The sequence below is a fragment of the Chitinophaga sp. 10T418 genome, assembly GCF_056394125.1.
The window spans coordinates 338243-365187 of the sequence record NZ_JBFTHG010000001.1 but is presented as its reverse complement, the minus strand read 5'-3'; the positions used below and the strand labels follow the sequence as shown (position 1 = coordinate 365187).

Here is a 26945-nt window from a genome sequence, read left to right as displayed (position 1 = left end):
GTTGACTTTTGTCCATGACAATTAAAAGCCGGCGCAAAAATAAGAAGTATACTTTATTTTATTAAAGTAAATAACATTGGTTAACGTTTGCGGCGGTATTGCGCAATCAGATCCACCACACTCACATGCTGTAACACAGCAGGGTCAAGCTCTACGAGCTTTTTAACAATTTTTGGCGCCTGCTGCAAAGCTGTTTCCAGATGCAACAAACCCTCTTTGGTTTTCCCCATAGCGATCAGGATGGCTGCCCGGTAGTAGATAAATATGGGCTTACGGCCTGCCTTTTCCTCTGCTATTGACAGCTGTACCAGGGCTTCTTCCAGGAATCCGGACACATACAACCCTTTTAACAGCTCCTGCCAGGTAACTGCGCTCTTGGGCCGGGTACGTACTGCATTCATAAAATGAACCAGTGCGTCTTTGTTTTTTCCCAGCTCCAGGTAGCACTCACCCAGGCTCATATTATATTCAGCGTTGGTTTTGTTTATTTTAAGTGCACTCAGCAACGATTTGGCAGCATTTTCCCAGTTGGCTTCCATCATATAGGCCACCGCAATCTTATAATACAGCTTATCATCGCTCGGACTCAGATGCGATGCCTTCCTGTAATAATAGCGGGCCTGGGTAAACTTGCGCTGTCTTTCATAACAATGCCCGATAGCTTCATAGATAACATCCTCCGGTTTCGCTATTTCCAGGTGTTTCTGAAGCACTTCAATCGCTTCGGCATACTTACGCAGGCGGATATACGCATCGCCCATATTCCGGTAGGCATAATCGAATTTTTCATCAATTGCTACCGCATACTGATAAGCATCTATGGCCTTCTCGTATAACTTCAGTCCCTGAAAAGCAGTACCCAGGTTAAACCAGGCCAGCTGGTTAAAGGGATGCTCGTCTATAATCGCATTGTGCAAACGGATACTTTCTTCATTACGACCAGTAAACTCTGTCCAGAAGCAGATCTTATGCAAGGCTTCTTCACTGTTGGGATCATATTCCAGTGCCATTTTCAGGCAATCAAATACTTTTTCAAATTCTTCCCAGTCATCATACACATCGGCCAGTTCCAGTAACAACTCCGTCCTGTCTTCTCCCGAAAACTGCTCTATTTGTTCTTCCAGCACACTGGCAGCTTTCTGATGCTGATTCAGCGCCAGGTAAACATCTGTCTGCAGTATATAAAGATTAATGTCAGTGCGGTCCAGTACTTCTGCTTTCTCCAGCAAATCCAATGCTTCCTTGTACTTTTTGGTTTCTATCAGTAAGTTGGCCTTTTTAAGCAGTAATGTAGAAGAATAGGGGAATTGTTCGATGGCTATTTCTGCGGCCTGCAATGCGATCGGCATTTCGTCATGCTCGTCATAATAGTCTATGATCTGTTCAAATGAATCTTCGTCCAAAAAAGAATGAGACTTACCAGCCCTGAGATTTTCAAACTGCTGCAACAAGTCTCTCAGATCATCAAAATCTTCGTTTAAAAAGGAAAAGTCTTTACTCATTACTGTAAATATAGTACTTTTATTTATGCCCAAATATGGGGTGAAAATGACCTTTTAAATATTTTTTAACATTTCCTTGTGATTTAATCGTATCTTGCGTTAAGAATATGTTATATAATATATCAAAAAGTTTGTACATTTGTGTTACAATGAAAGCGAAAACATACATATCACGCACTTTTTCATTGTCTTGCTTGTTGGCGGGCGCTATGGCGTTTTTTGCTCTCAATGCCCTGGCGAATAATAGCTTTTTGCCCTCCGATAACGACAAAGACAAGTCGAAAAAAACGGCTGACAGTCAACACTTTGTGTTGAATACTGCTATGCCTAAAACCAACCTGAGCCTGGACGCAGCTTACCGCTACTCCGGTACTTTCAGCTCAGACTTTAAGTTTAATACCAACAATGTCAATAGTACCAATAACGTAATCAACCTTAAAGCGGTCATGACCTATACTAAGGGTAACGTTACTTATATTGTTCCTTCTAATGTCCAGGTGCAATCACAACCACCCGGAAACATGAACTTTCAGAAATTGCAGATTATTCTGCCACTCAAGAAAGGGTAATAAACTTTACGTTTCTTCAATTACAATATGGGCCGGTTAAAAAGTTATACAGCTTTTTAACCGGCTCTTTTTTTGGGACCAGATGATTATATCCGGACGCCATCAAGTCCACCTCAAGTCCACCTCAAGTCCACCTCTGCTGCACTGCTACTATATGTGCATAGCCTGTTCTTAGTATAGGATCGATATAGCCTACATACTGAAAAGGTAATGTGACTATCATGATTTTACACTATCCCCTTGGTTTTCAACTTGATCCATTCCCAGGAATTAAAAAAATTAGCGAAGATCGATGCGGATGTCCCTCATCTATCTTCGCTAATCTTATAAAATCAAGTAAAAAATCTGGAAATTTATCTAAATCAGGATAATCCTGGACAAAGACAAAAAACTACATATTCTTCAACTCTTCCTGACTTACCTCTTTATAGCCTGTTTTAGGCACATCAAAATAAGAAGCAGGAATCGGATACAAATCTACTTTGGTGGCAATTACGCGCGTTTTAGCACCGGTTTTGGTCAAAATTTCAAACTCCAGGGGAATACCCTTCAAATTCACAAAACGACGGTTATATTGTTTGTTTTCCGGTATCAGATCAGTGGCATAAAATACCTCGAAAGTCTGGCCATCCGGCATGGTGCCAATCGCCTTTCTACAGGTATACCCTGCGATCTCCTTGGTATCTGACTGATCCTTAAACTGGATATTCTCATATTGTTTCAGATCCTTGTTGTACTGGTCTTTACCAGCCCGGATCAGGTATTTATTGCCATGCTGGTCAATCAGCGTGGTCATGGTTTCTGTTTTGCTGTTAATGAGATAGGTATAATGAACGATATTGAAATTCATATCTATCCTGCTCAGTGGCCCACGCATGTATTGGGTAAAAGTACTGCCTTCCAGCATGGCATCCATTTGCAGCTGCTCTGGTGGCAGCTCCATCTTGTAAATAATTTTCGCATCTGAAACGGTGCGCTGCGCCAGTAAAGAGCCCGCGCAACATGCCAAGATAAAAGTTAATAACAACCGGTATGACATAGTGTGGTGTATTAGTTGAATGGCGGTATAGTTATGGTTGATAAACTAACTACCAGGTAAACTTTTCTTTATTTAAAAAAGCGGCGATACCGCGTTTACAGTCATCGTGTCCACGGGTTTCTGCATTCAATGCTGATGCATGCAGCAACCCTTCCTTTAATGGTAAGTCCAACACTGTGCCAATCAGTTTTTTGGTTACTTTCAGTGAGTTGGCGGAAGCCTCCTTACAAAGGCTGCCAGCCACTTTAGCTACATAGGTATTAATTTCTGCTGCAGGTACCACCGCAGTGATCAGGCCATCCGTAGCTGCTTTTTCTGCCGTTACCAGTTTCCCGGTCAACAGCAATTCGCGGGACCTGCCCTCTCCTATTTTACGAACCAGAAAAACCGCCACCAGCGCAGGAATAAAGCCAATCTTCACTTCGGTATAGCCCAGCAAGGCTTCCGGTACAGCGTAACTCAGGTCACAAAGGGTAACTAACCCACAGCCCCCGGCAATCGCGTGTCCTTCCACCTGGGCAATTACAATCTTATCAAGGTCGTAAATCTCCCGGAATAACCGCATCAGTTCCCGGGAATCAGTGAGATTTTCTTCATAGGTATTTTTTTGTAGTTGCTGCAAGTACTCCAGGTCGGCGCCGGCACAAAATGCTTCGCCATTTCCCTTCAAAATGATCACTTTCACCGCCTCATCCGCTTCTGCAGCCCGAAAGGCCTCCCGTAACTCCGCTACTAGCTGGCCGTTCAGCGCATTCCGCTTTTCAGGACGATTTAAAGCGATGGTAGCCATACGATCCGCTACAGTATATTGTAAAAAAGAAAAAGCCATAAACAAAGAATTAAAAACAACCTTGTTTATGGCAATCTAAGCAAAAAAAATTTAATGGGTAATCTCCTGTATTACCTGCCCTACATTACCACTGGGCATCTGAATATGTAATAATGCAGCCAGCGTAGGTGTAATATCTGTCATACCAACGGTACGGTTGGTTTTGCCGGGATGAATACCCCAACCCATCCATACCAGCGGAATATGTGCGTCATAAGGATACCACAAACCGTGTGTAGTACCGGTTTTGCCGCCATCAATATAGCCAGGGGTTAATATCACCTGGATATCACCACTTCTTTTGGTGTTAAAACCATTAGACAACATCGTACGCATTGGCTCTGGTAAAGTAGTCGTCATCAGGTTTTCGATGGGAAAAGCTTTGGCGATAGCCGGTGATTTCAGCAAGCGGGCAATGATCAGCTGCCGGATATCGGCTTCACTTTTCCCTGCCTGCGCAATGCCGTCATGATCCAGCCACAACTGGTAGTTATCGGATCCTTTTATGGCTCCTTTTACACCAAACTTAGCAGCCACCAGGTCATTGAGATCCTTTATGGCAGCCGGTTCATCCCAGGTACCACCAGGCAGCTTGTTTTCTTCCATAAAACCTGGTACATGTGCTACCCCATGATCTGCGGTAATAAAAAAGAGATATTGTCCCTTGCCTACCTTAGCATCCAGGTACTTGAAAAGCGTGGCCAGATCCTGGTCCAGGCGCAGATAAGTATCTTCAATTTCTACGGAATTAGGCCCAAACTGATGACCTACATAATCCGTGGAAGAAAGACTCACCGCCAGAAAATCGGTGACATTACCTTTGCCCATATCATAGGCTTCCAGGGCCTTTTTAGCAAACTCCAGGGTCATGGTATTGCCAAAAGGAGAAGCTGAAATAGCGGAGTTTGAAATATCGCTCAGGTTATGCGGGAATGAAGTATTGGTGGCATTTTTATATTTGCCTTCATAGGGTTTTTCATCCGCTGTACTGAGGGTATAGGTAGATACCGGGTACAGGGTAGTCCAGGGTTTACTGAGATATTGCTGCGGGAATTGCTGTTTATTAAATTCCTGCGCCCATACCGGCAACTCTTTCATATAATAGCTGCTGCTCACCCAGTTACCAGTGCTGCCATCATACCAGAAAGCCGCGTTGGCACTGTGTCCGGCGGGCAAAATGGCGCCACGGTCTTTGATCGCTACGCCTACTACTTTGCTCTGAAAATTATTGGATAACCGGAGTTCATCACCGATGGTAGTGACCAGCATATTACGCGGACTCATTTTACCTGCAGCAGAATTGCTGCCAACTGTGCTAACAGTTGTATCTTCGGCGCAATACATGGTTCGGCCCAGTTCGGGATTATACCAGGTGTTGCCGATAATGCCATGGATAGCAGGAACAGAGCCGGTGTATACGCAGGTATGGCCACAGGCCGTTATAGTAGGGGTATAGTTGATCAGGGTATTTTCACAGGAAAAGCCTTCCTGCAGCAATCTTTTAAATCCACCCGCGCCATAGCGGTTACCGTAGCGGTAAAGGTAGTCCCAGCGCATCTGGTCTACCACCACGCCCACTACCAACTTAGGTCTGGCAGACATTTTGGTGGTTTTGGAAGCAGCGGGATGGTTAAAAGGTTTGGGAGAGGTCGCTTTTTGCGCCCTGGTAGCTGTTGCGGAAAACAAGAGAACCGCGGTCAGGAAATGTGTAAATTTCATCAGATCGTAAATATTTAAAAATCACTGTAATACAACGACATAAGGCGTTGCTGCCTAGCAAATAATTTGTTTTCGGAGACGCGCCAAATGTAAACCAAGTTTACAAAAAGTAATATTTTAATACCTTTGTGTCCATTTTAAATGGAATGAATTAACCATTACATAATATATCGTATGGATATTTTCGAGAAACTGCTGAAACATCTGGGCCCTATCGGGGAACATTCAGACAGAGCCCATGGCTATTTCGCATTTCCTAAACTGGAAGGAGAAATAGGCCCCCGCATGAATTTCCGGGGCAATGAAAAAATTGTCTGGAGCCTTAACAACTATCTGGGTTTAGCCAACCACCCGGAAGTACGTGCTACCGACGCTCAGGCTGCCGCCGACTACGGAATGGCGTCTCCAATGGGAGCGCGTATGATGAGTGGTAACACCAACTACCATGAGCAGCTGGAAAACGAATTGTCCGACTACATGGGCAAAGAAGCTACTACTTTATTAAACTACGGCTACCAGGGTATCATGAGCGCTATTGACGCCATCGTGGGCCGCAGAGACGTAATTGTATATGATGCAGAATGCCATGCCAGTATCCTGGATGGTTTACGCCTGCATCCCGGCAAACGTTATGTGTTCAAGCATAACGATATGGAAGATTTCGACAAACAGATGAAGCGTGCAACTGAACTGGCCAAAACCCAGGGCGGTGGTATCCTCGTGGTAACAGAAGGCGTATTCGGTATGGCCGGTGACCAGGGTAAACTGAAGGAAATTGCTTCTTTTAAATCTAAATATGAGTTCCGTTTACTCGTAGATGATGCGCACGGCTTTGGCACAATGGGTAAAACCGGTGCTGGTACCGGCGAAGAGCAAGGCGTACAGGACCAGATCGATCTGCTGTTCAATACCTTCGCAAAATCCGGTGCTTCTATCGGTGCTTTCATCAGCGGCGAAAAACAAATCATCAACTTCCTGCGCTATAACATGCGCTCACAGATCTTCGCTAAATCCATTCCTTTACCTATCGTTATCGGACACCTGAAACGTGTGCAGCTGATGCGTCAGCATCCTGAAATGAAAGCGAAACTGTGGGATAATGTGAATAAACTGCAGAACGGATTGAAAGAACGTGGATTCAACATTGGCAGAACCAATTCACCGGTAACGCCGATTTACCTGCAGGGCGACATTCCGGAAGCTACTGCTATGTGCCTGGATCTCCGCGAAAACTATAACATTTTCTGCTCTATCGTGGTATACCCGGTTATTCCTAAAGGACAGATCATTTACCGCCTGATTCCTACAGCTGCACACAGCTATGAGGATATTGAGCTCACTCTCCAGGCATTCAGCGAAACCAAGGCTAAACTGGATGAAAAAGTTTACGAGGTTGCTGAAATCCCAATGGTATAACAGTCACACCAATCATAATATTAAAAGCCTTCCTGCTCTTCAGGAAGGCTTTTCTATTTAAAATGGGAAAAGGCCAGAGGGGTCATAGCAATAAGGTAAGTCAATAAAGGGCTAAAAAACAAAAGGGCTGATTTTACTCAGCCCTTACTTCAAATCGTTCTTTCACTAGGTGTAATTTTTCATTAGATTTCATCAGGACATGGTAGAGAACAAATGGTTTTCATAGAAATTGGAATAACCAAGTGATTCCAAATAATTTATAAAATATGCTTTATTTTAATTCGGTATGTCTTTTCATTGATGCTTATCAAAAATAKGGGAGATTTCAGCAAATTCTATAACACATCCGTTGGATTTTGTTAACAGCTTGTTAAAGATTAACACTGCGGTAATATATCACTCAAATGTAAAAAGGCCCGTTTTTTCCTAATATGATCAAAAAAATTCCCTTTTGCGTAAGCGCTTCCCACCATTAGCGCGATAACTTTGCGGCGGAAGCAATACATACTCAGGCCTTTAACCATTATGGCTGGTAAAAGCCGGGCCCCGGACTGCGTCTATAGCACATTCGTTGACCACCACGTCCGGGCAATGCTGCTGTTAACTGATAAAGGGATCATTAAACGATAGGAATTGAAACTTCAATGGAGTAAACAGTTTTTCCGGATACACCGGATTATGGGTTTAATAGCCGGTGTCCTGCTGCTGCTGTTAAGTATTACCGGCAGTATGCTGGTTTTCAGTGATGAAATAGACCATGCGCAGTATGCCAACGCCTACCACGTTACCCCCGAAGCACAATCCAGTCCACTACAGGAGCTGATGCAGGACGCCCGGCAGGCACTTCCCGGTAATCCCTACCTCTTTTTCGTAAGACTACCACAGGCGGCCAACGAAAGCATCGTGCTGAGGGCCGAATATGCAGCAGATCATAAAGTATACGTCTTCCTGAATCCATATACCGGCAAAATATTACAGCAATACTCCAATACAGACCATTTAACGGGCTATGTGCTATACCTGCATTTCACCCTCCTGAGTGGTAAAACAGGGGCTACGATCGTCCTCATTGCCGCAATAGCGCTATTTTTGTCCGTTCTCACCGGCATATTTATTTACCGGAATGCCATTGTCAAAGTGCTCATTTTCCGGGTAAAACTGGAATGGAAGAACCGCACCCGGCGCTGGCGGAACCTGCACCGCATCCTCGGTGTATGGGCACTACTGTTTAACCTGCTGATTTCCTTTACCGGCTTTATGATGGAACTGAAAGTGCTGGACTCCCGGAAAAATCCCAAAGCCAGTTTTGAAGCCGTTCCTTTTACCGGTGATTATGAACCACTCCTGGAAAAAGCAAAAGCCAGTATACCCGGCTTCGAAATAATGGGAGTACGCCCACCCAAGAAAGCAGGCGATCCCCTCAGAATACTGGGACATGCACACGAATCAGCTTTCTTTGGTGAGTATTCCTCTTCTGTATTTATAGATGCCAACGGCAACATTAAAAAAACAGTGAATTTCAGTAAAGCCTCCTTTGGCGATAAATTCAACGCCTGTATAGCGCCACTTCACTTCGGTAATTACGGCGGTATTGCATTAAAAATCATTTATTCACTCCTTGCTTTAACCCCGGGCGTATTATCTGTTTCCGGTTTCCTGATCTGGTATCGCAGAAAATATATTATTAAAGTACACAACAGGGTTTAATATCAAAGGCAGTAATGCCAGGCTTAACTTGAGCTGAAGGCAGAAGCAAAAAGCTATTGAGGCGATTGATTAAAGCGTAGAATATATATTCGCTTTAATCAATCGCCTCAATAGCTTTTTGCTTTTAACTTTATGCTTTACGCTTTACGCAGATGTTCTTCAATAGCGGTGTCGTATGATTTCTTCCAGGTGCTTACATTACCCCAGTCTTCACCGTTTACTTTGATGTGCTCGCCGGTAACAACGCCCAGTTTCTCGTAACGTACGGAAGTATCAGAAGCGTCCACCAGACCATGCATCAGTGCTTCGAACTTCTCTTTATCTTCCGGTCTAACGGTTACCACTACACGGCTCTGGCTTTCACCGAACAGGTAGGCATCTTTACGGAATTTGTTATTGGTAGTCAGTTCAAATCCTTTTCCTGCAGGCATAGCGCTTTCCAGCAGCGTAACGAATAAACCACCATCGCTCACATCGTGTGCAGAGCGGATGAGTCCTGCTTTATTCAGTTTAGTGATGGCCTGGTGTACATGCAATTCTTCATCGAGGTTGAAATGCGGTGCAGGGCTATATTCTATACCAATGATTTTGTGCAGGTATTCGGAGCTGTTGATATCGTTGCGGCTGCGACCTACCAGGTATACCAGGTGGCCTTCTTCCTTGAAATCAAGGGTGATGCGCTGATCCAGGCTATCGAGAATACCCACCATACCAATGGTTGGTGTTGGGTATACCGGACCATCAGGAGACTGGTTGTAGAAGCTTACGTTACCACCGGTAACAGGTGTGTTAAACTTGCGGCAGGCTTCGCCCATACCTTGTACTGCGTGTACAAACTGGTAGTAAACTTCCGGATCGTAAGGGTTACCGAAGTTCAGGCAGTTGGTAATAGCAACTGGTTCTCCACCGGAGCAAACGATGTTACGGGCAGCTTCTGCTACTGCGATCTGTCCGCCTTTATGAGGATCAGCAAAAACATAGCGACCATTACAGTCGGTAGTCATTGCCAAAGCTTTCCTGGTTGGTTTTACCAATACGATGGCTGCATCGCTTGGTGCATTGGTGCTGGCATTTGCAGTACCTACCATGCTATCGTACTGGTTATAGATCCAGCGTTTGGAAGCGATGTTAGGCAGGGCCACCATTCTTTCTGCTACAAAATGCGGGTGCTCTGTATCAGGAATGTTGTGGATATTAAATGCTTTAATTTTAGCGAAATAAGCTGGTTCAGTATAAGCGCGGTGATATTGGGGAGCGCCGCCACCCAGTACCATACTTTCAGCAGGAACGTCTGCTTCCAGTTCGCCGTTCATATAGAACTTCAGGTTTTTATCTTTGGTTACTTCACCGATTTGTACGCAGTGCAGGTCCCATTTTTCGAAGATATCGAGTACTGGTTTTTCTTCGCCTTTCTTCACAACGATCAGCATGCGTTCCTGGCTTTCGCTCAGCAGCATTTCCCATCCTTTCATATCTTTCTGGCGGGTAGGTACTTTATCTAACCAGATCTTCATACCGTGTTCGCCTTTAGCGCTCATTTCTGCAGTGGAGCAGGTAATACCGGCTGCGCCCATATCCTGCATACCGATGATGGCGTTTGTTTTGATGATTTCCAGACAGGCTTCCAGTAATTTCTTTTCCTGGAAAGGATCGCCTACCTGAACAGCAGGTAAATCTTCCGCGCTGTCTTCTGTGATATTGGCAGAAGCGAAAGAAGCACCACCGATACCATCTTTTCCGGTAGCAGAACCTACGATAAAAACAGGGTTACCTTCACCATAAGAAGTAGCGGAAACGGTTTGACCTACTTTTACGATACCGGCGCTGAATGCGTTTACCAGTGGGTTAGTACCGTAGCAGTCTTCGAAATAAACTTCACCACCTACAGTAGGAACGCCGAAGCAGTTACCGTAGTGGCCTATACCATGTACAATACCTTTTACCAGGTGTTGTGTTTTCTTATCATTAATATTACCGAAGCGCAGTGAGTTGAGTGCAGCGATAGGACGAGCGCCCATTGTAAAGATATCGCGGTGAATACCACCAACACCTGTTGCAGCGCCCTGGAAAGGTTCGATAGCGGATGGGTGGTTATGCGACTCTATTTTAAATACAACCGCGTAGCCATCACCAATATCTACCAGACCGGCATTTTCTTCTCCTGCTTTTACCAGCAGCCTGTCACCATCGCGGGGCAGGGATTTCAGCCAAACGATTGAATTTTTGTAAGAGCAGTGCTCACTCCACATTACAGAATACATACTTAATTCTGTAAAGTTGGGGGTACGGCCTAAAATGGATATAATTCGTTCAAACTCGTCAGCGGTAAGTCCTAGCTGTTCAGCAATTTCTACGGTGGTTTGCATGTATTTAAGTATAAAAAACGAGTAATTTAAAAGAAGTCGCAAAAGTACATGTTTTTCCTGCAAATGCCAAGAGGTTGCCGCCTGGCTTCAAATGGCAAATTTTTAACCTCACTACATCATATTAGTAATTTTTAAATTCATCAGATTAAAGACAAGTGAAGTATAAATATTTAACGAAACAGCAAAAAAACAGCTCTTTTAAAGCCCTAAATGTAATTTTTCAGTTAAAATGAACAATTTATTTGCATTTATAGCTACGGATGCGTTCTTTTGTGTAAAATAATTTACAGCATGCAATCGTTACGTTTCAAAGCGCTGGAAGGATTAGCTGGCGTAGACTCCACTCTCACCGAACATAACGGTAAAATTACCGATGTATTTGGCAGCAATGTTTTCTCTGGTAAAGTTGTTCGGGAATATCTGAGCGATGAGGCTTATAAGAGCCTGATGAACTCTGTTAAAAATGGCACCAAGCTGGAACGTAAGATGTCCGAGCAGATCGCTTCAGGCATGAAAGCATGGGCGATGAAAAAAGGTGTGACTCACTACACACACTGGTTTCAGCCATTGACCGGCACTACCGCAGAAAAGCACGATTCATTTTTCACGCTGAAAGGTGATGGTACTGCATTGGAAACTTTTGATGGAGATGCACTGGTACAACAGGAACCAGATGCTTCCAGTTTCCCTAACGGTGGTTTGAGAGCTACCTTCGAAGCCCGCGGCTACACTGCCTGGGATCCTTCCTCTCCTGCTTTCATCCTGGAACAGGGTTATGGTAAAACACTCTGCATACCTACTATCTTTGTTGCCTACACCGGCGAATCTCTGGATTACAAAGCGCCATTGCTGAAAGCACTGGCTGCTATGGACAAAGCTGCAGTAGACGTATGTAACTATTTCGATAAGAACGTTACTAAAGTAACTGGTACCCTGGGTTGGGAACAGGAATACTTCCTGGTAGACGAAACAATGGCTAACGCCCGTCCTGATCTGATCATGACTGGTCGTACCGTAGTTGGTCACGCTCCTTCCAAAGGTCAGCAGCTGGAAGATCATTACTTCGGTGCTATCCCTGAGCGTGCTTACGCTTACATGCGCGATTTCGAAGTAGAATCTTACAAACTGGGGATTCCTTTAAGAACGCGTCATAATGAAGTAGCACCTTCTCAGTTTGAGTGTGCTCCTATATTTGAAGAAGTAAACATCGCAGTAGATCACAACTCTCTGTTGATGGATGTAATGAATAAAGTGGCTAAACGTCACAAACTGAAAGTGTTACTGCACGAGAAACCTTTTGCAGGCATCAACGGTTCCGGTAAACACAACAACTGGAGCATGTCTACCGATACTGGTGTAAACCTGCTGGCTCCCGGTAAAACACCGAAGACCAACCTGATGTTCCTCACTTTCTTTGTAAACACCATTAAAGCGGTTCATGACTATGCTGATCTGATGAGAGCTGCTATTGCTTCTCCCAGCAATGACTTCCGCTTAGGTGCCAACGAAGCGCCTCCTGCTATTATCTCTGTATTCTCAGGTAAATACCTGTTTGATGTACTGCAGGAAGTGAAAAACCGTGTTAACAACAAGTTCGACGAACAAGACGAAGCGATCCTGAAACTGGACCTGCACCGTCACATTCCGGAACTGCTGCTGGACAACACTGACCGTAACCGTACTTCTCCTTTTGCTTTCACCGGCAACAAGTTTGAATTCCGCGCCGTAGGTTCCTCTGCCAACTGTGCTTCTGCTATGACTGTATTGAATACTATCGTTGCAAAAACACTGACTGACTTCAAAGTTGAAGTAGATGGTCTGATCGAAAAAGGCGAGAAAAAAGAGATTGCCATTATGCAAACTCTTCGGAAATATATTGTAGATTCGGAAAAAATACTGTTCGAAGGCGATGGCTACAGTGAAGAGTGGGAAAAAGAAGCAGAAAGAAGAGGTTTAGCTAACGTTAAAACCACACCAAAAGCACTGGATGCTATGGTGACTGCTAAAGCTGCCAAACTTTATACAGATACCGGCGTTTACAACGAAAAAGAACTGCACGCACGCCACGAAATACTACTCGAAGATTATGTGAAGAAAGTGCAGATCGAAGCCCGCGTTATCGGCGACCTCGCTACCAACACTATCCTGCCGTCAGCTATCAGTTATGTAAATGACCTGGTAACTAACATCCGCGGACTGAAAGAAATTGGTTTAGGCGATGATGCTGTTAAAGCTCAAACACAAATTGCTGCTAAAATAGCTGAACATATTAATGCCATTAGTGAAAATGTACAGGCTATGATCGAGGCGCGTAAGGTAGCTAACAAGCTCACCGACAGCCGTCAGAAAGCGATTGACTACTGTGAAAAGATTAAGCCGTACTTTGATGTAATCCGCTACCACTCCGATAAACTGGAGTTCCTGGTGGATGACAAAAAATGGGCACTGCCTAAATACAGAGAGCTGCTTTTCTTGCGATAAAACCGTAAGATTGTTTTGGTGTATGATTAGCCCCGGATTTTCATCCGGGGCTTTGTTTTGTTAATATTTCTCCTTAGATTCAGTTTAACCTATTTCCCGATCGCCCCCATTATTGCTGTAGCAAAATTATTGTAGCACCCTTAACCCTGGTATGTTTCACCCTTAAATACCAGTTAAATTTTTACTTATGAAAAGATACGTAACACTGGCAGTAACTACCATTGGAATCTGTTTTGCGGGTAACCTGACAAGTTGCACCAAAATAGCCTCAGAATTACCGGCCCCGATAACTGCCCTCACCACTAAATTCCAGTTGTATGATTACAGCAACCTGACTATAAATTATTCTAACTAACTGCATGATATTTCCCTGGCCTTCCGGGACAATATCATCCACAACAAAATCCCCTGCCCCTAATTCAACCAAAACTTTTTTACATCCCTTCCTATCTCCGGACACACCCCGTTAACCACTTTTTTTAACCAACACATTTTCTAACATGAAAAAGAACAATTCCCTGGTACATAGTGCCATTACCTTACTGTTTGTAGCGTTGTTTAGCCATTGTGTGAAGCCCCCGATTATTATACCCAATCCTCAACACTATGAAATCACCCGGATAACAGGAGAAAGCACCGCCGACTGGATAGATACCATCCGCATCACCTATAACGGCCAGCATGATCCTATCCAGGTAGCCGGCCAGCACATCAGCACAGGCTATCCCCAGTCACTGTTTGGGTATGACGCACAGCATAGGCTCAGGGTGCTGATTGGCGCCTATTATGATGGCAATCCCGGCTATGAAGTAGCGCATAAGTATCTATGCGATCAAAAAAAGAGAGTTGTGACGGACAGCATTTTTTATTTCGGTCGTTACGACAGAAATACGCTTACGCTTCTTGACGCCCGTTATTCTTCCGTCAGAAAATACACTTACGATAACCAGGACAGGATTACCAATGTAGCAGAGCAACGTTTTCCTGGTACTACCTTTTCTGAAATATGGACCACCCACTATTTTTACAATTCATCCGGCAATGCCTATAAGATTAATACAATGATTCAATTTCCGGATAACACCGTATCATCCTCAGATGTATTTCCGGTGTATGATGACAAAGTGAATCCACACCAGTTACACCCGGTATGGCAACTGATAGATCTCGATTACAGTAAAAACAATGCTTTTGTGGCTGATTCCTATAACAAGTACGGATTACCGATACACGTTACCGCTACCGGCGGCAAATACAATGGCCTTGTCTTCCTCTTAAACTCACTCAGAAGTTTTGAAATCGTGTACGGACATAAATAAACCCTTCTTCCCGGGATGTAAAAAACATAAAAAAGGCCTCCTGATCAGGAGGCCTTTTTTAAATAGTATATCCGTTACCGTTATACCAGCTTGAACGTCTCAGTAAACTTGGTGGTAAAGTTACCTTTACGGAAGTTTTCATCGCGCATCAGCTGCTGATGGAAAGGAATAGTTGTTTTAACACCTTCGATCACGAACTCGCTCAGCGCGCGTTCCATCGTATTGATGGCTTCTTCGCGGGTTTGCGCCATGGTAATAATTTTCGCTACCATGGAATCGTAATAAGGAGGAATGACATAACCGGCGTAGATGTGGGAATCAACCCGAACACCATGACCACCAGGAATATGCAGTGTAGTAATTTTACCCGGAGAAGGACGGAAATCGTTGTAAGGATCTTCGGCATTGATACGACACTCGATGGCATGCATCTGTGGTGTATAATTTTTTCCGGAGATAGGAATACCTGCAGCAATCTTGATCTGTTCTTTTACCAGGTCGAAGTTGATGACTTCTTCTGTTACCCCGTGTTCTACCTGGATACGTGTATTCATTTCCATGAAGTAGAAATTACGGTGTTTATCTACCAGGAACTCAATGGTACCAACACTTTCGTAGTTGATAGCACTGGCGGCCTTGATAGCTGCTTCACCCATTTTCTCACGCAGTTCAGGTGTCATAAACGGAGAAGGAGATTCTTCTACCAGCTTCTGGTGACGACGCTGAATAGAGCAATCCCTTTCACTGAGATGACATACTTTGCCGTATTGATCACCTGCTACCTGAATTTCGATATGACGGGGTTCTTCCACGAATTTCTCCATGTAGATACCATCATTACTGAAAGAGGCACGGGCTTCATTCTTAGCCATGTTGTAGGCGGTTTCAAGCTCACTCTCATCCCATACCACGCGCATACCTTTACCACCACCACCGGCAGTAGCTTTGATGATTACCGGGAGGCCCATGCTTCTGGCGATTGTTTTGGCTTCTTCCACGCTCTGGAGTAATCCTTCAGATCCTGGAATTACCGGTACACCGGCAGCAATCATGGTTTCCTTGGCAGTCATCTTATCGCCCATTCTGCGGATCATTTCCGGAGTGGGGCCGATAAACTTAATACCATGTTCACCACAGATTTCAGCGAAACGGGCATTTTCTGCCAGGAAGCCGTATCCAGGGTGGATAGCGTCTGCATTGGTGATTTCAGCAGCCGCCATCAGGTGAGGGATGTTCAGATAAGACTCAGTGCTTTGTGGTTTGCCTATGCATACTGCTTCATCGGCAAATTTCACATGCAGACTGTCTTTATCTGCTGTAGAATAAACTGCCACCGTTTTGATACCCATTTCCTTACAGGTACGGATAATCCGAAGGGCAATTTCACCACGGTTGGCAATCAATATTTTTTTGAACATTGTTTTCCTTAATAAGTTGATAATAGCTTTTAGCTGTTAGCCACTAGCTGTTAGCTGTTAGCGCCTTTAGTATTCCGGTTATGGAAGGCCAAAGGCTAACAGCTAAAAGCTAATGTCTATTATTACGGTTCAACTAAGAATAAAGGTTGATCATATTCCACCGGAGATGCATCATCTACCAGTACTTTCACGATTTTACCACTTACTTCACTCTCTATTTCGTTGAATAACTTCATTGCTTCGATGATGCACACTACTTTGCCGGAAGTAACTTCGTCGCCAACATTTACGAAAGCGGCTTTGTCCGGACCGGCGCTGCGGTAGAAGGTACCAATCATGGGAGATTTGATGGTAACCAGGTTGTCCGCTTTAACAGGAGCTGGTGTAGCTGCCGGTGCTGCGGTGGTGGCTACTGCTGCAGGAGCTACAGCGGCGGCCGCCTGTACAGGTGCCATGGTTGCAGGAACAGTGATTACCTGCTGTACTTCGTTATCCTTCTGCTTTATTGTAATCTTAAACTTGTCCTGTTCAATGCTCAGTTCACTGATATTTGATTTGTTGATCATTTTTACCAGTTCCTGAATCTGTTTAAAGTCCATGTAGACAGTTTTTGGTTTAGAAATATAGAATATGATGGATGACTGATTTACGCGGTCAGGAATTTCGTTTCAGAAAGAATACCCCTCAGAAACAAAATTCCTCTCCAAAAAATCAGCACTCCAAATGATTTATGCTTTTACTCTTTCGATGTACTCGCCATTCTTTGTGTTCACACGGATCAATTCTCCTTCATCCACAAACAGTGGCACCATTACGGTAGCTCCGGTTTCAACAGTAGCTGGTTTCAGGGTACGGGTAGCCGTATCACCTTTAACACCAGGCTCAGAATAGGTAACCAATACAACAATTTTATCAGGCAATTCCACTGCCATGTATTGCTCAGTTTCTGTGTTGATCTGCACACTTACTTCCTGCCCTTCTTTCAGGAACTGTGGCGCATCAATGGCTGTTTCCGGCATAGCAATCTGCTCAAACGTTTCATTGTCCATGAAGTTGTAGCCGGTATCATCTTTATATAAATACTGGAAAGCTTTCTTTTCAATGCGGATGGGATAGATGGTATCACCTGAGTTCCAGGTGTGCTCTATGGAACGGCTATTGTCAACGCCTTTCAATTTAGCCCAAACCTTTGCGGCTGCACGGGCGGTTTTGTTCTGACCAAACTCTACAACAGAATACAAACTGTTATCCAGCTTGATTATTAATCCTGTTCTGATATCTGCGGTGGTAGCCATAAATTAGGTTACTGATTTTAAGTTAAAAATTTATACGGATTGCAAAAGTAAAAATTTTCGCATATGAACAAGCAACTAATTCCCAAAATTAGAGAGATTAGTCCCTTTTCGGCCCAATTTTCGTCTTTTTTATTCAATAAATGACATTTATCCGGTAAATTTAAACTCAAATCAAGAAACTTTTATAAGTATGCGCTACGTGTTTTTCGTTATTTTAAGCTGTTTACCTGTGTTTTTGAAGGCTCAAACTGCCACTAATCCACCCACAAAACCACCATATTTACAGTATCCGATCATACCAGCTTTCCCTCTTATGCTTACCGATGGCCATTCTATCACTAAAAACGATCTCAAGCGGAACGAGAAAACCATGCTGTTTGTGTTCAGCGTAGATTGCGATCACTGTAAGCACCTGACAGAAGAAGTGTTGAAAAACATCAGCAAGTTCAAAAAAACACAAATCCTCATGGTTACCCCTTTTAAGGTGGAACAAATGAAGGAATATTACGATCAGTATAAAATTAAAGACTATCCAAACATCATTATGGCCAGCGAACCTACCCGGCAGATCATGTATTTTTATGACCTCCATTACTTCCCTGGTTTATACATATATGACAAGAAACAACAGTTTGTAAAGGGTTTTGAGGGAACGGCCAAGGTAGATTCTTTGCTGTTTTATCTGAATAAATAATCCTTGTGAAAATGTGTCTGCCCGGCCGGTTATTCTAAAGCCGAATCATTACATTTGTTTAATCACAATCATTCTTCACTTTTAAAGCTATAGACAAAATGAAAGTTACAGTAGTAGGAGCCGGGAATGTAGGCGCAACGTGTGCCAACGTACTGGCCCACAAAGATTTTCTGCAGGAGGTGGTTTTATTGGATATTAAGGAAGGAACGGCTGAAGGTAAGGCCCTGGACACATGGCAGCAGGCTCCCATTGATTATTACAGTACCAAAATTACCGGGGTGACCAGTGATTACACCAAAACCGCGAACAGCGATGTGGTAGTTATTACTTCAGGACTTCCCCGCAAACCTGGAATGAGCAGAGATGACCTGATTTCTACCAATGCCAATATTGTGAAATCGGTTACTGAAAATATTACCAAACATTCTCCGGATGCTATCATCATTATTGTGAGCAACCCGCTGGATGTAATGACTTATTGCAGTTACCTCACTGCCAAAAAAGACAGCAGCAAAGTATTCGGCATGGCCGGTATACTGGATACTGCCCGTTACCGCGCTTTCCTGGCAGAAGAAATAGGCTGTTCTCCGAAAGATATACAGGCGATACTCATGGGTGGCCACGGCGATACCATGGTGCCTTTGCCACGCTATACAACCGTAGGCGGCATCCCGGTAACAGAACTGGTAGCCCAGGATAAACTGGAAGCCATTATTCAGCGTACTAAAGTAGGTGGCGGTGAAATCGTAAACCTGCTGGGCACTTCCGCCTGGTATGCTCCCGGTGCTGCTGCCGCTCAAATGGTAGAAGCCATCGTGAAAAATGAAAAACGTATTTTCCCTGTATGCGCCTGGTTATCCGGTCAGTATGGTCTGAAAGATATTTACCTGGGTGTTCCTGTAGTACTAGGTAAAAACGGTATAGAAAAAATCATTGAACTGCAACTCAATGAAGCTGAAAAAGCATTACTCAATACCTCTGCCCAACATGTAAAAGAAGTGATGGACGTACTGGATAATATGCAGTCGGCTACCGCATAAACGAACTTTTTTCTTACACAGGATGATCCTGATTTTGTACAATACCATTTAAAAGATTAGCGGAGACCGATGTGGACTTTTCCCATCTATCTCCGCTAATCTTTTCTCATCTTCCAAAATCAAATAAAAAACAATAATCAGGAGCAAGACAAGATCCCCGGTTTCTGTTTTTATTCGTAATTTTACCCCAGCCCTGTATGCGGCTAAAGCAGTATAAATGAAACACTTCCAAATCGTTTCATCAAATTTGGTTTAACTCTCAATGTATGTCTAACCTGGAAAAACTGATTACGCAGAAAACTTTTGAAAATGAAAATCAACGGGGCATGATCAGCCTTATTTTTGTCGGTAACTGGATAACGTCCCGTCATCAGCAATTCTTTAAGCAATACGGTATTACCATGCAGCAGTATAACATACTGCGCATACTCCGCGGCCAACATCCCAAAGCCGCTAATATCAATGTGCTGAAAGAAAGAATGCTGGACAAAATGAGCGATGTATCCCGCCTCGTGGAAAGGCTCCGGAAAGCCGACCTCATAGAACGTAAAAGCAGTGAAATGGACAGGCGTGCGGTAGACGTTCGCATCAATGACAAAGGGCTCCAACTGCTCGCAGATATCGATGTCGAAATTACGCAGCTGGACAATACCCTTAAATCATTAAACGACAAAGAAGTCATACAGCTGAATAAGCTGCTGGACAAAATGCTGGATAGCTATCACTAAATTTCTTCCAGGTAGTTCAGATCTTTACCAAACGTTTCCTCTACTTTCCAGGCAGTAATCAGTGCAATACCAATGCAGATAACCGCCACAATAGCCCCACTCTGCAAGTAAGAAAAATAGTTGTTCACTTTTATAAACAGAAAAGATATTAATGGAAGCATCCCCCTGGCAAAATTGGGAACCGTAGTCGCCACGGTAGCCCGCAGATTGGTACCAAAACTTTCTGCTGCTATGGTCACAAAAATAGCCCAGAAACCTACACTGAAACCAAGTATAAAACATACCGTATAAAACACCCAGGTTTCCACTCCATGCAGGTTTAAATATACAGTCACCATCACCCCTGTTAATACCAGGAACAATAACATGACCTTGCGGCGGCTTCGCCATACCTGGCTGAGAAAGCCTGTGGTGAAGTCGCCCAATACCAGGCCTGCATAGCAAAATGCCACCGCATCCCCCGGACTGATAGCGCCCTTAACATTCATCACCGTAGCAAACTTATTGGAAAACGCAATGAGTATACCTACCACAAACCAGGTAGGAGTGCCCAGCAGCATACATTTCAGGTATTTAATAAAGCGCTCCTTATTGGTAAACAACGCCATAAAACTACCCCTGGAGGCAGCAGACGCCCTTACCGCATTGAACATATGCGACTCCATCACACTTACCCGCAACACCAGCAAAGCCAGTCCCAGTCCACCTCCTATAAAATAACAAATACGCCAGTCGCCCACCAGTTTTGCAATCAGGTTGGCAGCTACCGCGCCGGAAACGCCTACAGTTGCCACTATCATGGTGCCGTATCCCCTTTTTTCTTTGGGTAGTATTTCTGATACCAGCGTAATACCTGCGCCCAGCTCCCCTGCCAAACCAAAGCCGGCAACAAAGCGCCATAGCATGTATCCATTGATCCCATGCACAAAACCATTGGCAATATTTGCAACAGAATAAATCAGGATGGATCCAAACAATACACTTAAACGACCTTTTTTATCTCCGATAATACCCCAGAAAATACCACCTACGAGCAGACCAATCATCTGGATATTAATCAGTAACATACCTGCACCCGCGTCAATTTCACTCTGGGGCAATCCCAGTGATTTTAAACTCGGTACTCTCACAATGGTAAACAGCAAAAGATCGTAGATATCCACGAAATAGCCCAGTGAAGCCACTATTACGGCTATGTTGAAAATAGAAACAGGACGATTGTCGGTTTTCATTTTAATTTGGTTGACGATAATAATAACGGGAATAAATAAAAAAAAGGGCCTTTTTCAAGGCCCTTTTAAAGATATAAAAAATTATAATGGAGAATCTGTTTTTTCTGTTGTTTCCTTGTGTTCTTCGTGTACATGCTGATGTTTCACCTTTCCGAAAATCACTTTAATCAATACCGGTAAAGTGGTGATCAATACTATTACCAGGATAATCAGCTCCAGGTGATCTTTCAGATTAGGGAACAATTTGTCCAGGTAATGACCTGCCAGCATCATGGAAAATACCCAGGCGAAAGACCCGATGATATTAAAGAACATAAATTTTCTTGCTTCCATCCCCACAATACCCGCTACTATAGGGGCAAAGGTACGGATGATAGGCAGAAAGCGGGCGAAGAAAATTGCGCCGCCGCCATACTTTACAAAAAACTCATGGGCCTGATGCAGGTGTTTCTTTTTGAAAAAGAAAGTGTCTTTCTTCTTAAATAATAATGGGCCGGATTTTTTACCAAACCAAAAACCTACCATATTACCCAGCACACCAGCGGTGGCTATAAGGAACATAATGACTACAAAGGGCAGATCAAAGAAGCTGCGGCAAAGGTCTTCGCTGTAGATACCTGCCACAAAGAGCAGGGAKTCTCCCGGCAGAAAGAAACCAATAAATAAACCGGTTTCTGCGAAAATAATCGCCAGTAACAGGTAAAGGCCACCATGTTCAATAATCCACGAGGGATTAATGAGGTGTTTAAAAAACTCAATAATCTGGTCCATGCTAGTACGCTATTTCTATTTCTGAAGTGGTAAAATAAACATTAATCTGTTACGCATTTGTTAAGTTAGGCGTTAGTGGCATCTCCGGGTGTAAGTTTATTTTCCCATTTGGAAACAACGGCAGTAGCCATTGCATTCCCGATTACGTTGGTAGCAGAACGGCCCATATCCAGCAAATGATCTACCCCCAGTAGCAGAATCAGGCCTGCTTCAGGGATGTGGAACATAGACAGGGTACCGGCAATTACCACCAGGGAAGCACGCGGCACACCCGCAATCCCTTTACTGGTAATCATTAATACCAATAACATCGTAATCTGCTGATCAATGCTCAGGTGCATACCGTATGCCTGGGCAATAAATAAACTGGCAAAGGTCATATACATCATAGAGCCATCCAGGTTAAAGGAGTAGCCCAGGGGTAATACAAAACTAACAATGCGGCTATCACAGCCAAATCTTTCCAGTTCTTCCATGGTACGTGGGTAAGCAGCCTCACTGCTGGCTGTACCAAATGCCAGTAACAGCGGATCTTTGATCAAACCCAGCAGGCGGAACACGGATTTACCGAGTATCAGCCATCCCACAAAAGCGATAACTACCCATAAACTGAATAGTCCGAGATAGAACTGTAATATGAACTTACCATAAGTAACCAGTACAATGGGGCCTTTTAAAGCAATGATACCTGCCATGGCGCCAAATACGGCGAAAGGGGCAAAATTCATTACAAAGCCAGTTACTTTCAGCATGATATACGCCACGCTATCCAGGAACTTTACCACCGGCATTGCTTTTTCACCAAGCGCAGCAGCGGCCACACCAAAGAAAATAGCAAATACCACGATCTGCAATATTTCATTGTGTGCCATTGCATTTACCACACTATCAGGTACCACATGCTGAAAGAAGCCTTTCAGCGTCATATCTGCTTTGGCAATACCGGAAGAAGCATGTTCGTCCGGTAAGGGTAACTGCAGGGATAAGCCTGGCTTCATCAGGTTTACCAGAATTAAACCCAGGAACAATGATACAAAGGTTGCACTGATAAACCACAGCATGGTTTTACCACCAATACGTCCTACTGCTTTTATATCTCCCAGCTTGGCTACCCCTACCACCAGGGTAGAGAATACTAGCGGGGCTATGATCATTTTAACGAGGCGCAGGAAGATATCTGTGAGAATGGAGATATTATCAGCGAAGATCTGCGGGGTGTCTTTAGTTCCTGTGGGAGCAGGAGCTGCATTGCCATAAGCCAGGAATACGCCGTAGCCGGTACCTATTCCGATTACCATAGCAATGAATATATATAAGGTAAGCAGATTCGATGATTTCTTCATGCAGAGCAAAAATTTATCTTGTAATAATTAAAAGTTGTAACCGGAAAATTTCCCAAAAATAAGGTTAAGCAGCTAAACATGCGCTTTAGCGGGCAAAATAAAAGTATCTGTTTTTGATTTTAGATATTATATTTGGCGATCGACAACAACAACATAACTAAACTACCTTAAAACATCAACCACAATACGACTGCGTATGAGCAAACTCTTTGCTAAAAAACAACTGTCTGTTTTAATGGCCGAAGCTGGAGAATCTGAAAAGGGTCTGAAAAGGACGCTTGGAGCTGGTTCCCTGGTAGCCCTTGGGATCGGTGCTATTATTGGTGCCGGACTCTTTGTTAGAACAGCCGCAGCTGCCGGGCAACATGCCGGCCCTGCTGTTACTATCTCTTTTATTATTGCCGCTATAGGCTGTGCGCTGGCAGGTTTATGCTACGCCGAATTTGCTTCCATGATCCCTATCGCCGGAAGCGCCTATACTTATTCCTACGCCACACTGGGAGAATTTGTTGCCTGGATTATTGGTTGGGACCTGGTGCTTGAATACGCGCTGGGAGCTGCAACCGTAGCTATCGGATGGTCACAGTATCTCAATAAATTGCTCACAAGCGTCTTTCATGTCACCATACCCTATGAGTGGTGTCATAGCCCTTTTGAGACTTCTGACGCAGGTATACAGGGTATCATGAATGTGCCTTCACTGTTTATCCTGCTGGCCCTCACTTTACTGTTGATCAGAGGTACCCAGAGTTCTGCTATTGTTAACAACATTATCGTAATTACGAAAGTAGCGATCGTATTGTTATTCATTTTCCTGGGATGGAAATATATCAATCCTGCCAACCATACACCATTTACCATTCCTGCTACTGCCGGTACGGTAAAAATGCACAATGGTCAGATTGTTGACTATTCCCACTTCTGGAATCACGGATGGGCAGGCGTTCTAAGGGGCGCCGGCGTGGTGTTCTTTGCTTTCATCGGGTTTGATGCGGTATCTACTGCAGCCCAGGAAACAAAGAATCCTAAAAGGAATATGCCTATCGGCATTCTCGTATCACTGGCCATTTGTACGTTGCTGTATATCCTGTTTTCCTTTGTGCTCACAGGTATTGCACCTTTCACCGACTTCCTGAAAGCAGGTGGTGAAGCGTCTGTTGCTTATGCGATTGATACTTACATGCCTGGTTACGGCTGGTTGTCTACCTTCATTACTGTGGCTATTCTGGCAGGGTTCTCCTCCGTTATCCTGGTGATGTTACTGGGTCAGACAAGGGTATTCTACTCTATGAGTAACGATGGTCTGGTGCCTTCAGTATTTGCAAAACTGCACCCTAAATATCGTACGCCTTACCGCTCACAGTGGATGTTCTTCGTATTTGTATCCCTGTTTGCTGCCTTTATTCCGGATAACGTGGTAGGTGAAATGACCAGTATCGGTACTTTATTTGCCTTTGTGCTGGTATGTGTGGGCATCATCGTGATGCGTAAGAGCAATCCTGATTTACCAAGGGCCTTTAAAACACCTTGGGTACCATTTGTTCCAATCCTGGGAGCGCTGATCTGTCTTACCATGATCATCAGTCTTGGCTTTGAAAACTGGGCTCGTTTGTTTGTATGGCTGGGTATTGGCTTTATCATTTACTTCCGTTACAGCGTGAAGCATAGTAAAGCCCGTAAGGCGTTGGAAGATAATAAATAGTCTTTTTTAGATATAGTCATTCCATCAAAGCGGAGAACAAAGCGAAGTATTCAATCATTCGTTTTGTTCTCCGCTTTCGTTAAATCCCTAAATCCCGCTACGCCTAAATCTGAAAATCCTTATTTTTGCGTTCTGTTTTTACAAGTAACTATAATTATATACCACCAAAATGGGAAGAATATTTGAAGTAAGAAAATCGACCATGTTTGCCCGCTGGGATAAGATGGCGAAAGCATTTTCAAGAATAGGAAAGGAAATAGCCATAGCTGTAAAGGCTTCCGGCCCTGATCCGGACAACAACCCTGCGCTCCGTCGTTGCATACTCAATGCAAAGAGTGTGAACATGCCTAAAGACCGTGTAGATGCCGCCATCAAGCGTGCTATGGGTAAAGACAAGACTGATTACGAAGAAGTTGTCTATGAAGGCTATGCTCCTCACGGCGTGGCAGTGATTATTGATACAGCTACTGACAATACCACCCGTACCGTGGCTAACCTGCGCATGCACTTCACCAAAGGTGGAGGCAGTTTGGGTAACAGCGGATCCGTAGGATTTCTGTTTAACCGCGTAGGTGAATTCAAAATAAAAAATAAAGGACAGGATCTGGAAGAGCTGGAACTGGAGTTGATAGATTTTGGTTTGGAAGAAGTAGGGGAAGATAGCGAAGGCAATATCATTATCCGTGCTGCATTCAGTGAATTCGGTAATATGGCGAAAGCCCTGGATGATAAAGGCATTGAAGTAATCAGCTCAGAGCTGAAACGTATCCCGGCTACTACGGTAGAGTTGAATGACGAGCAGGCGAAAGAAGTACTGGAGTTAGTGGATCGTCTGGAGCAGGATGATGACGTGCAGGCAGTTTTCTATAATCTGAAATAAATGGATGGTCACGTAAAGTGGCCACTATAGCATATAAAAAAAGAACGTCCGCCTGTACAGCGGACGTTTTTTTCATTGGATACGGTTAACTTTCTAAACCAAAAACAGCTAAACTTTAGCGATGGTGTGTGAACGGTCCAGGTCATCCGCTATAAACATCAATCCTTTGCCATGGTAGGTTTCAAGTTTTACGGCAGGGTCTTGTGCTATATGTTTACGGAGACGTGTCAGGTAGACGTCCATTACACGTGATGCGAAGAAATCGTCCTGTCCCCAGATGCAGGCCAGGATGTCATCTTTCTTCAGTTTTTTGTTAGAGTTCTCACACAGAAAGCGAAGCAATTCCGCTTCTTTTGGGGCCATACGAACATGGGAATCGGCGGATTTATGCCTAATATGATATTGAGAATAGTCAAATACAAGGTTGCTGATGGTATATACAATACGACGCTCGCTCTTCAGGAGACGGCTACGTTTCATATACACTTCCACCCGGCATAATAATTCCTGCATGTTAAAGGGCTTCACAATATAATCATCTGCCCCTGACTCGAAGCCTTGCAGCCTGTCCTGTTCCATATAGCGGGAAGAAGTAAAGATGATGGGCACGTTAACATCCATAGAGCGGATATCTTCTGCCAGTGCAAAGCCATCTTTCTTTGGCATTACGACATCAAGTAAACAGAGATCAAAAACATGTTTTTGAAATTTCTCCCAGCCTTCCTGGCCGTTTTCACAAAGGGTAACATTATAACCGGCGCGTTCCAGTTGTCTTTTTACCACCTTGGCAAAAAAGATATCGTCCTCCGCCAAAAGAATGCTTGGTTGCATGTACGTTGGTTTTAAAGCGAGTAAATATGAGATTTTAGTTGTAGATACCTTAATGAGCGTATCC

General features: G+C 44.0%; 23 protein-coding genes. 11 read left to right on the top strand and 12 right to left on the bottom strand.

All coding sequences use genetic code 11. From position 1 onward, the window contains the following. Positions 1–80: 80 nt before the first annotated feature. Complete coding sequence (locus tag AC1DCV_RS01500; protein WP_133808696.1) at positions 81–1502, bottom strand: tetratricopeptide repeat protein; 1422 nt, start codon at positions 1500–1502, stop codon at positions 81–83. A 149-nt stretch (positions 1503–1651) separates the two neighbouring features. Here AC1DCV_RS01500 and AC1DCV_RS01495 point away from each other — a divergent pair, with 149 nt between their 5' ends. Beyond that, entirely contained in the window at positions 1652–2071 is a 420-nt protein-coding gene (locus AC1DCV_RS01495) for a hypothetical protein (protein ID WP_477021522.1), read from the top strand. 391 nt (positions 2072–2462) lie between these two features. Here AC1DCV_RS01495 and AC1DCV_RS01490 read toward each other — a convergent pair whose 3' ends face one another. The 3 genes from AC1DCV_RS01490 to pafA form a co-directional block, all read right to left on the bottom strand. After that, entirely contained in the window at positions 2463–3080 is a 618-nt protein-coding gene (locus tag AC1DCV_RS01490) for a hypothetical protein (protein ID WP_477021521.1), read from the bottom strand. 79 nt (positions 3081–3159) lie between these two features. After that, positions 3160–3939, bottom strand: a complete 780-nt coding sequence (locus AC1DCV_RS01485; protein WP_477021520.1) for an enoyl-CoA hydratase/isomerase family protein — start codon at positions 3937–3939, stop codon at positions 3160–3162. Between the two features lie 51 nt (positions 3940–3990). Then, complete coding sequence (gene pafA, locus AC1DCV_RS01480; RefSeq protein WP_477021519.1) at positions 3991–5658, bottom strand: alkaline phosphatase PafA; 1668 nt, start codon at positions 5656–5658, stop codon at positions 3991–3993. Positions 5659–5832: 174 nt separating this feature from the next. Here pafA and AC1DCV_RS01475 point away from each other — a divergent pair, with 174 nt between their 5' ends. Further along, complete coding sequence (locus tag AC1DCV_RS01475) at positions 5833–7074, top strand: aminotransferase class I/II-fold pyridoxal phosphate-dependent enzyme (RefSeq protein WP_477021518.1); 1242 nt, start codon at positions 5833–5835, stop codon at positions 7072–7074. A 633-nt stretch (positions 7075–7707) separates the two neighbouring features. Beyond that, positions 7708–8781 carry a PepSY-associated TM helix domain-containing protein gene (locus AC1DCV_RS01470; protein WP_477021517.1) on the top strand — a complete coding sequence of 358 codons (1074 nt, stop codon included), beginning with the start codon at positions 7708–7710 and terminating at the stop codon, positions 8779–8781. A gap of 137 nt (positions 8782–8918) precedes the next feature. Here the strand turns inward: AC1DCV_RS01470 and purL are convergent, their stop codons facing one another. Next, entirely contained in the window at positions 8919–11147 is a 2229-nt protein-coding gene (gene purL / locus AC1DCV_RS01465) for a phosphoribosylformylglycinamidine synthase subunit PurL (protein ID WP_477021516.1), read from the bottom strand. Positions 11148–11438: 291 nt separating this feature from the next. Between purL and AC1DCV_RS01460 the strand changes: the two genes are divergently transcribed. The 3 genes from AC1DCV_RS01460 (at position 11439) to AC1DCV_RS01450 (ending at position 14947) form a co-directional block, all read left to right on the top strand. Beyond that, positions 11439–13628 carry a glutamine synthetase III family protein gene (locus tag AC1DCV_RS01460; RefSeq protein WP_477021515.1) on the top strand — a complete coding sequence of 730 codons (2190 nt, stop codon included), beginning with the start codon at positions 11439–11441 and terminating at the stop codon, positions 13626–13628. A gap of 187 nt (positions 13629–13815) precedes the next feature. Continuing rightward, entirely contained in the window at positions 13816–13983 is a 168-nt protein-coding gene (locus AC1DCV_RS01455) for a hypothetical protein (protein ID WP_477021514.1), read from the top strand. A 145-nt stretch (positions 13984–14128) separates the two neighbouring features. Beyond that, the gene (locus AC1DCV_RS01450; protein ID WP_477021513.1) at positions 14129–14947 is read left to right on the top strand and encodes a hypothetical protein; all 819 of its coding nucleotides are present in this window, start codon (positions 14129–14131) and stop codon (positions 14945–14947) included. An 80-nt stretch (positions 14948–15027) separates the two neighbouring features. Here the strand turns inward: AC1DCV_RS01450 and accC are convergent, their stop codons facing one another. The 3 genes from accC to efp form a co-directional block, all read right to left on the bottom strand. After that, positions 15028–16365 carry an acetyl-CoA carboxylase biotin carboxylase subunit gene (gene accC / locus AC1DCV_RS01445; RefSeq protein WP_477021512.1) on the bottom strand — a complete coding sequence of 446 codons (1338 nt, stop codon included), beginning with the start codon at positions 16363–16365 and terminating at the stop codon, positions 15028–15030. 122 nt (positions 16366–16487) lie between these two features. After that, positions 16488–16964, bottom strand: coding sequence for an acetyl-CoA carboxylase biotin carboxyl carrier protein (gene accB / locus AC1DCV_RS01440; RefSeq protein WP_477021511.1), 477 nt, complete (start codon positions 16962–16964; stop codon positions 16488–16490). A 129-nt stretch (positions 16965–17093) separates the two neighbouring features. Further along, a complete protein-coding gene (efp, locus tag AC1DCV_RS01435) occupies positions 17094–17660 on the bottom strand; it encodes an elongation factor P (protein ID WP_133808683.1) in 567 nt (188 codons plus the stop codon). Between the two features lie 235 nt (positions 17661–17895). Between efp and AC1DCV_RS01430 the strand changes: the two genes are divergently transcribed. From AC1DCV_RS01430 to AC1DCV_RS01420, 3 genes are all read left to right on the top strand, one after another. After that, a complete protein-coding gene (locus AC1DCV_RS01430; protein ID WP_477021510.1) occupies positions 17896–18354 on the top strand; it encodes a peroxiredoxin family protein in 459 nt (152 codons plus the stop codon). A gap of 98 nt (positions 18355–18452) precedes the next feature. Then, the gene (mdh, locus tag AC1DCV_RS01425) at positions 18453–19394 is read left to right on the top strand and encodes a malate dehydrogenase (RefSeq protein ID WP_441572582.1); all 942 of its coding nucleotides are present in this window, start codon (positions 18453–18455) and stop codon (positions 19392–19394) included. Positions 19395–19660: 266 nt separating this feature from the next. After that, entirely contained in the window at positions 19661–20122 is a 462-nt protein-coding gene (locus AC1DCV_RS01420; RefSeq protein WP_477021509.1) for a MarR family winged helix-turn-helix transcriptional regulator, read from the top strand. On the opposite strand, the gene AC1DCV_RS01415 is transcribed toward AC1DCV_RS01420, so the two are convergent. The 3 genes from AC1DCV_RS01415 to AC1DCV_RS01405 form a co-directional block, all read right to left on the bottom strand. Beyond that, positions 20119–21354, bottom strand: a complete 1236-nt coding sequence (locus tag AC1DCV_RS01415; RefSeq protein WP_441572584.1) for an MFS transporter — start codon at positions 21352–21354, stop codon at positions 20119–20121. The genes AC1DCV_RS01420 and AC1DCV_RS01415 overlap by 4 nt on opposite strands. A gap of 81 nt (positions 21355–21435) precedes the next feature. Further along, positions 21436–22125: a DedA family protein gene (locus tag AC1DCV_RS01410; RefSeq protein ID WP_477021508.1), complete on the bottom strand. Its 690-nt coding sequence runs from the start codon at positions 22123–22125 to the stop codon at positions 21436–21438. Positions 22126–22190: 65 nt separating this feature from the next. Continuing rightward, complete coding sequence (locus AC1DCV_RS01405) at positions 22191–23468, bottom strand: dicarboxylate/amino acid:cation symporter (protein WP_441572586.1); 1278 nt, start codon at positions 23466–23468, stop codon at positions 22191–22193. Between the two features lie 196 nt (positions 23469–23664). Here AC1DCV_RS01405 and AC1DCV_RS01400 point away from each other — a divergent pair, with 196 nt between their 5' ends. Both AC1DCV_RS01400 and AC1DCV_RS01395 read left to right on the top strand, forming a co-directional pair. Continuing rightward, a complete protein-coding gene (locus AC1DCV_RS01400; RefSeq protein ID WP_477021507.1) occupies positions 23665–25170 on the top strand; it encodes an amino acid permease in 1506 nt (501 codons plus the stop codon). A gap of 169 nt (positions 25171–25339) precedes the next feature. Continuing rightward, on the top strand, positions 25340–26050 hold the full coding sequence (locus tag AC1DCV_RS01395; protein WP_441572588.1) for a YebC/PmpR family DNA-binding transcriptional regulator: 711 nt from the start codon (positions 25340–25342) through the stop codon (positions 26048–26050). A gap of 108 nt (positions 26051–26158) precedes the next feature. Here the strand turns inward: AC1DCV_RS01395 and AC1DCV_RS01390 are convergent, their stop codons facing one another. Next, entirely contained in the window at positions 26159–26881 is a 723-nt protein-coding gene (locus AC1DCV_RS01390; RefSeq protein ID WP_441572589.1) for a response regulator transcription factor, read from the bottom strand. Between the last annotated feature and the right edge of the window lie 64 nt (positions 26882–26945).

Coding starts and splice junctions, on each gene's coding strand:
- AC1DCV_RS01495 (WP_477021522.1), top strand. CDS start 1,652: ATGAAAGCGAAAACATACATATCACGCACTTTTTCATTGTCTTGCTTG.
- AC1DCV_RS01455 (WP_477021514.1), top strand. CDS start 13,816: ATGAAAAGATACGTAACACTGGCAGTAACTACCATTGGAATCTGTTTT.
- purL (WP_477021516.1), bottom strand. CDS start 11,147: ATGCAAACCACCGTAGAAATTGCTGAACAGCTAGGACTTACCGCTGAC.
- AC1DCV_RS01415 (WP_441572584.1), bottom strand. CDS start 21,354: ATGAAAACCGACAATCGTCCTGTTTCTATTTTCAACATAGCCGTAATA.
- AC1DCV_RS01475 (WP_477021518.1), top strand. CDS start 5,833: ATGGATATTTTCGAGAAACTGCTGAAACATCTGGGCCCTATCGGGGAA.
- mdh (WP_441572582.1), top strand. CDS start 18,453: ATGAAAGTTACAGTAGTAGGAGCCGGGAATGTAGGCGCAACGTGTGCC.
- efp (WP_133808683.1), bottom strand. CDS start 17,660: ATGGCTACCACCGCAGATATCAGAACAGGATTAATAATCAAGCTGGAT.
- AC1DCV_RS01405 (WP_441572586.1), bottom strand. CDS start 23,468: ATGAAGAAATCATCGAATCTGCTTACCTTATATATATTCATTGCTATG.
- AC1DCV_RS01420 (WP_477021509.1), top strand. CDS start 19,661: ATGTCTAACCTGGAAAAACTGATTACGCAGAAAACTTTTGAAAATGAA.
- AC1DCV_RS01395 (WP_441572588.1), top strand. CDS start 25,340: ATGGGAAGAATATTTGAAGTAAGAAAATCGACCATGTTTGCCCGCTGG.
- AC1DCV_RS01460 (WP_477021515.1), top strand. CDS start 11,439: ATGCAATCGTTACGTTTCAAAGCGCTGGAAGGATTAGCTGGCGTAGAC.
- accB (WP_477021511.1), bottom strand. CDS start 16,964: ATGGACTTTAAACAGATTCAGGAACTGGTAAAAATGATCAACAAATCA.
- accC (WP_477021512.1), bottom strand. CDS start 16,365: ATGTTCAAAAAAATATTGATTGCCAACCGTGGTGAAATTGCCCTTCGG.
- pafA (WP_477021519.1), bottom strand. CDS start 5,658: ATGAAATTTACACATTTCCTGACCGCGGTTCTCTTGTTTTCCGCAACA.
- AC1DCV_RS01485 (WP_477021520.1), bottom strand. CDS start 3,939: ATGGCTTTTTCTTTTTTACAATATACTGTAGCGGATCGTATGGCTACC.
- AC1DCV_RS01390 (WP_441572589.1), bottom strand. CDS start 26,881: ATGCAACCAAGCATTCTTTTGGCGGAGGACGATATCTTTTTTGCCAAG.
- AC1DCV_RS01400 (WP_477021507.1), top strand. CDS start 23,665: ATGAGCAAACTCTTTGCTAAAAAACAACTGTCTGTTTTAATGGCCGAA.
- AC1DCV_RS01450 (WP_477021513.1), top strand. CDS start 14,129: ATGAAAAAGAACAATTCCCTGGTACATAGTGCCATTACCTTACTGTTT.
- AC1DCV_RS01500 (WP_133808696.1), bottom strand. CDS start 1,502: ATGAGTAAAGACTTTTCCTTTTTAAACGAAGATTTTGATGATCTGAGA.